This window comes from Bradyrhizobium sp. NBAIM01, from assembly GCF_020194115.1.
Classification (GTDB): Bacteria; Pseudomonadota; Alphaproteobacteria; order Rhizobiales; family Xanthobacteraceae; genus Bradyrhizobium; species Bradyrhizobium yuanmingense.
In genome coordinates this window covers 1-4,986 of record NZ_JADYVU010000030.1, presented here as the reverse complement: position 1 = coordinate 4,986, position 4,986 = coordinate 1, and the positions used below count along the sequence as shown (strand labels likewise).

Below are 4,986 nucleotides of genomic sequence, written 5' to 3'. Positions count from 1 at the left end.
GGGCAGGGTGGGGTAGTGGGTTAAGCTAGATCATGGCGCGTTACATCGACGAGATCCTGCAGCCCGGCGAGCGCGTGCTGTATTCGACCAATGCGCACTGGATCTTCTACTTTCCGGCCATCGTGGCCTGGATCGCGGCGCTGGCCCTGCTCATCCTGTCGCGGCAGGCGACCGTCGACTGGCTCGTTCTGCTTTGCCTCGGGGCCGCGGGTCTCGCGGCTCTGGCGGCCCTGTATTGGACCGTGAAGGGCTGGTTCCATCGTTTCACCACCGAGACCGACGTCACCAACCTCAGGGTCGTGCACAAGACCGGCTTCATCAAGCGCCGAACCTTCGAGATGGCGCTGGACAAGGTCGAGAGCGTCGATGTCGACCAGACCATTCTTGGACGTATTCTCAACTACGGCGACGTGACGATTCGCGGCGTCGGCGAGGGTATCGAGACGATCAAGACCATCGCCTCGCCGCTCGCCTTCCGTAGTTCGATCACCACGCGGTAGGACCGCGCCCAACCATGAGCATGCAGCAAAATACTTCTCTTTCCGCCCAGCTCGGCTCGAGCGTCGACGCCGCCGAGATCGCGAAATTCTCGAAACTCTCGGCGGAATGGTGGGATCCCAAGGGCAAGATGGCGCCGCTGCACCGGATCAACCCGTTGCGGCTCGGCTATATCCGCGACGCCGCCTGCCGCAAGTTCGAGCGCAACGTGCGCAGCCTCAATTGTCTTGGGTCCTTGCGCGTGCTCGACATCGGCTGCGGCGCCGGCCTGCTCTGCGAGCCGCTGTCGCGCCTCGGAGCGCAGGTCATCGGCATCGATCCCTCCGCGAGCAACATCGCGGCGGCGAAGCTGCACGCCGACAAGAGCCATCTGGCGATCGACTATCGCTGCACCACGGTGGAGGAGATCGACCCGCGCGAGCGCTTCGACATCGTGCTGGCGATGGAGGTGGTCGAGCACGTCACCGACGTCGGCATGTTCCTGAAGCGCTGCGCCGCGATGCTGAAGCCGAACGGCCTGATGGTGGTCTCGACGCTGAACCGCAACTGGAAGAGCTTTGCCCTCGCCATCGTCGGTGCCGAATACGTCCTGCGCTGGCTACCGCGCGGCACGCATGAGTGGAACAAGTTCGTCACGCCCGACGAACTGACGAAATACCTGCTCGACAACCGTCTTGTCATCACCGAGCAGACCGGCGTCGTCTACTCGCCCTTCGCCGACAAATGGTCTCTGTCGTCGGATATGGACGTGAACTATATGGTGGTCGCGGAAGCGATGGTGTGAACTGCCCAGGGTGAGTGCGAGCCGTCATTCCAGGAACGCTGTCCTCCTGCGTTCGCAGCGACGACAGCGGAGATTGCCGCACTGACAGAGGTTCTAACCGGCAGCCCCCGCCCTGCGTCCCGGCGCAGGCCCCACATATCTTGCCCTCGGTCTGATCAGCTTGCCGAACTGCAATTGCTCGCTGGCATGCGCGATCCAGCCGACGCTGCGGGCCATCGCGAACAGCGCCAGCTCGCTGCCGGCGGGCAGGCGCAGTGCGTGGACCAGCACGGCGAGCGCGTAGTCGATATTGACGAACTCGCCGGTGGCTTCCGCGATCCGCTCTGGCACTTCCCTGGTGAATTTGCGCGGCGCGCCGGAGCGCGACAGCGCGTTCAGCAGCGACTGCGCGCGGGGGTCGCCGTGCTTGTAGACGCCGTGGCCAAAGCCGGCAAAGCGTTCACCGAGGGCGACACGCTCGCGCACGACAGGCTCGACGTCGCGGTCGACCAGCGTCTTGACGAGCTGTGAGGCCAGGACGCCGGCGCCGCCATGCTTCGGCCCTTTCAACGCGGCGAGCCCGGCGATGACGGAGTCATAAAGGTTGAGGCCGGTCGAGGCAGCGCAGCGCGCGGTGAAGGTCGACGCGTTCAGCTCGTGATCGGCGAGCAGTACCAGCGCGCGGCGGATCAGGTCGGGCGCGTGCTTGTTGTCCGCCGCCCAGGCGCGCGCGACCTGCTGATGCAGCGGCTCGGCCGAGGCGTCCGCATTGAGCATGGTCGCAACCAGCAGGCGGACGATGCGCGCGCCGACCATAGCGCGGCCATCGGGTGCCCGGGTGAAGGCGCGGGGATCGACGCTGGCGGCCAGTGCGAGCACGGCGATGGCGCGGTCGATCGGTGCGGCCCGGCGCGCGGCCTTCGCGATCACGCGCATTTCCTCGGAGAGTTCCGGTTGATTGTCGGGGGCAAACGGATCGACGTCGGCGACATCCCACAGCAGCGTCGCGGCGTGCTCCAGCGTGTCACTCTCGGAAAGATCGACGCAATTGACGCCGCGATAGATGGCGCCCTCCTCGGTGATGGTCGAGATCTCCGTGTCCATCACCGGCAGATCGGCATCGAAGCTGCGCAGGCCGCGTGGCTCCGGCGACGGCACACGGCGCTCCTTCAGCGCCCGAACGTCCTCGGCGCGATAGCGGTTCTTTCGCGAGTCCGGCGTCGGCTCGGAGCGGATCAGGCCGCGGCTGACATAGGCGTAGAGGGTGGCCGGAGAGATCGCGAGCTCGGCGGCGGCTTCCCGAGCGGAGAGGTACAGCCCATCAGAATTTTTCATATTGATTTATGTAATCAAGATTGATCAATGTGTCGAGAGGCCTGACCTTGTTCTCCGTGAACAGGAGATTTGGGTCATGAACATCCACCTCACCAAAAGCCAGATCGGGCTGGACGGCGTTCCCGCGGCCGAGACCGTGCTGAGCCATGTCGACGGCGAGCGCGGCGAGCTCATCATCGCCGGGGAGCACGTCGGGCGGCTCGCCGCCATCTCGAGCTTCGAAGGCGTTACCGCCCGGCTCTGGAATGGCGCCAGCAAGACCACCCTCACCGAAGCCAATGTGCGCTCAAACCTGGGCGTGGCGCGCGAGCGCGCCTTCGCGCGGCTGCCGGACCTGCTGCCGGCGACGCGCGGCATGGGCATCATCGACGGGTTTCGTGCCGCCGTCGCCGGACTTCGCGCCGAGCACGGGCTGGAGCACGAGGCGACGATCGTCGGCGCGTTTCCGGTGATCGCGGGCGCGCTGGTCCGGCGCGCCAAGGGGCTCGAGCCGGTCGCGCCCGATCCCACCGTGAGCCATGCCGCCGACACGCTGCGCATGTTGCACGGCCGTTCGCCTGCAACGCGCGAGGTCACGGCGCTCGACGCCTATCTCGTCACCGCCAGCGACCACGGCATGAACGCATCGACCTTCGCCGCGCGCGTGGTGGCCTCGACGCAGGCCGACCTGTTCGCGGCCGTCACCGCCGGCTATTGCGCGCTGACCGGTCCGCTGCATGGCGGCGCGCCGGAGCCGGTGCTGGAAATGCTGGACGCGATCGGCTCGCGCGAGCGCATTCAGTCCTGGGTCGACGCGGCGCTGGCGCGCGGCGAGCGCATGATGGGTTTCGGTCACCGCGTCTATCGCGTCCGCGATCCGCGCGCCGACGTGCTCAAGACCGCGGTCGAGGCGCTTGCGTCCAATGGCACCGATTTGCCGTTTGCCGGCGAGGTCGAGGCTTATATCCGCAGCGCCTTGCGCAAGAAGAATCCGGAGCGGCCGCTGGAGACGAACGTCGAGTTCTTCACCGCGATCCTGCTCGATGCGCTGGCGATTCCGCGGCAGGCGTTCACGCCGATCTTCGCGATCGCGCGCAGCGCGGGCTGGACCGCGCATGCCCGCGAGCAGCAGCGGACGGGGCGGTTGATCAGGCCGAGCTCGTCATATGTCGGGGCGATGCCGCAGGCGTAGGGAATGCGTAGCCCGGATGGAGCGAAGCGTAATCCGGGGAAAGTCGTCATTGTGAGAGAAAGGTCCCGGATTACGCTTGCGCTCCATCCGGGCTACGAAAGCGGGGAGGCCCCTACGCCTCGCGCACGACCGTCTTCAGATAATTATACGCCTTGATGATCTCGATCAGGCGGTCCTCGGTCGAGCGGTCGCCGCCATTGGCGTCGGGGTGGTGCTGCTTCACCAGCGCCTTGTACTTGGTCTTGACGTCGGCAAGCGTCGCGCTGGGGCCGAGGCCCATGACCTGAAGCGCCTTGCGCTCGGCGTTCATCACTTTGCGCGTCTCGGCCTTGGGCTCCGCTTCGGGGCCCTTGCGCCAGCTGGCGCGGCCGTTGATCTCGCTGAACATGCTGAAAGGATCGGCCGCCATGTCGATCTCTTCCGCGCTCTTCTTGCCGCCATTGGCGCCCATCTTCCAGGTCGGACGGTGACCGGTCAGCGCATCCTTCTGATAGCGCGCGACGGCTTCGGCATTCATGCCGGAAAAGAAATTGTAGTTCTGGTTGTACTCGCGCACGTGGTCGAGGCAGAAGTGCCAGTACTCGCGCTGGTTCTCGCGGCCCTTCGGCGCCCGGTGCGAGCCCTTGTTGGCGCAGCCCGCCCATTCGCAATTGACCGCGGTGTCGCGCGGCTTCACTTCCGGCTGCTTGCCCCGCGGCTTCACGCGGATGGAGTCGAAGAATTTTGATGAATCGATCGGCATGGCTGACTTTGACTACGCAATGCAAAAACCTTCAAGTCTTGACATTGCAATTCGCTGAGCACCCGGTCGCGACGAGCTTGGACGTCCGGGTATTGACGGGATGCGAGCGCGCACCTTAATGGCACACATGGCTATGAAAGACACTATCAGCAACAAGTTGCAGGAAGCTTTCACGCCGGAAAGCCTGCAAGTCGTCGACGAGTCACATTTGCATGAGGGCCACGCCGGCCACCGAGCAGGCGGCGAGACGCACTTCCGTGTGTATATCGTGTCTGCCGCCTTCAAAGGGAAGAGCCGGATCGACCGTCATCGCATGATAAATTCAGCGCTCGCCGCGGAACTCGCCGGCAGCGTGCACGCGCTGGCGATCAATGCGCAGGCGCCGGGGGAAGGTTGAATTCTCTGACCCTGCCCTGGAGGGGGAGGGTCGATCGCGCGCAGCGCGAGCGGGGTGGGGTGATCTCTCCACTCGGGTAC

At 65.4% G+C, this 4,986-nt stretch carries 6 protein-coding genes; 4 read left to right on the top strand and 2 right to left on the bottom strand.

Going from position 1 to position 4,986, the window contains the following annotated elements:
* Positions 1-32: 32 nt before the first annotated feature.
* Positions 33-500 carry a PH domain-containing protein gene (locus I6F31_RS36215; protein ID WP_036014717.1) on the top strand — a complete coding sequence of 156 codons (468 nt, stop codon included), beginning with the start codon at positions 33-35 and terminating at the stop codon, positions 498-500.
* Between the two features lie 14 nt (positions 501-514).
* A complete protein-coding gene (gene ubiG, locus I6F31_RS36210; RefSeq protein ID WP_036026212.1) occupies positions 515-1,282 on the top strand; it encodes a bifunctional 2-polyprenyl-6-hydroxyphenol methylase/3-demethylubiquinol 3-O-methyltransferase UbiG in 768 nt (255 codons plus the stop codon).
* A gap of 93 nt (positions 1,283-1,375) precedes the next feature.
* Here the strand turns inward: ubiG and I6F31_RS36205 are convergent, their stop codons facing one another.
* Complete coding sequence (locus I6F31_RS36205) at positions 1,376-2,596, bottom strand: citrate synthase family protein (protein WP_036014714.1); 1,221 nt, start codon at positions 2,594-2,596, stop codon at positions 1,376-1,378.
* A 76-nt stretch (positions 2,597-2,672) separates the two neighbouring features.
* Between I6F31_RS36205 and I6F31_RS36200 the strand changes: the two genes are divergently transcribed.
* Positions 2,673-3,767: a citrate synthase/methylcitrate synthase gene (locus I6F31_RS36200; RefSeq protein ID WP_036014712.1), complete on the top strand. Its 1,095-nt coding sequence runs from the start codon at positions 2,673-2,675 to the stop codon at positions 3,765-3,767.
* 112 nt (positions 3,768-3,879) lie between these two features.
* On the opposite strand, the gene I6F31_RS36195 is transcribed toward I6F31_RS36200, so the two are convergent.
* A complete protein-coding gene (locus I6F31_RS36195; protein ID WP_225187056.1) occupies positions 3,880-4,509 on the bottom strand; it encodes a DnaJ domain-containing protein in 630 nt (209 codons plus the stop codon).
* Between the two features lie 127 nt (positions 4,510-4,636).
* Here I6F31_RS36195 and I6F31_RS36190 point away from each other — a divergent pair, with 127 nt between their 5' ends.
* The gene (locus tag I6F31_RS36190; RefSeq protein WP_050995968.1) at positions 4,637-4,906 is read left to right on the top strand and encodes a BolA family protein; all 270 of its coding nucleotides are present in this window, start codon (positions 4,637-4,639) and stop codon (positions 4,904-4,906) included.
* The last annotated feature ends 80 nt before the right edge of the window (positions 4,907-4,986 follow it).

Excerpts from the sequence above, each read along its gene's own strand:
- I6F31_RS36200 (WP_036014712.1), top strand. The coding sequence starts at position 2,673 with ATGAACATCCACCTCACCAAAAGCCAGATCGGGCTGGACGGCGTTCCC.
- I6F31_RS36190 (WP_050995968.1), top strand. The coding sequence starts at position 4,637 with ATGGCTATGAAAGACACTATCAGCAACAAGTTGCAGGAAGCTTTCACG.
- I6F31_RS36215 (WP_036014717.1), top strand. The coding sequence starts at position 33 with ATGGCGCGTTACATCGACGAGATCCTGCAGCCCGGCGAGCGCGTGCTG.
- I6F31_RS36205 (WP_036014714.1), bottom strand. The coding sequence starts at position 2,596 with ATGAAAAATTCTGATGGGCTGTACCTCTCCGCTCGGGAAGCCGCCGCC.
- ubiG (WP_036026212.1), top strand. The coding sequence starts at position 515 with ATGAGCATGCAGCAAAATACTTCTCTTTCCGCCCAGCTCGGCTCGAGC.
- I6F31_RS36195 (WP_225187056.1), bottom strand. The coding sequence starts at position 4,509 with ATGCCGATCGATTCATCAAAATTCTTCGACTCCATCCGCGTGAAGCCG.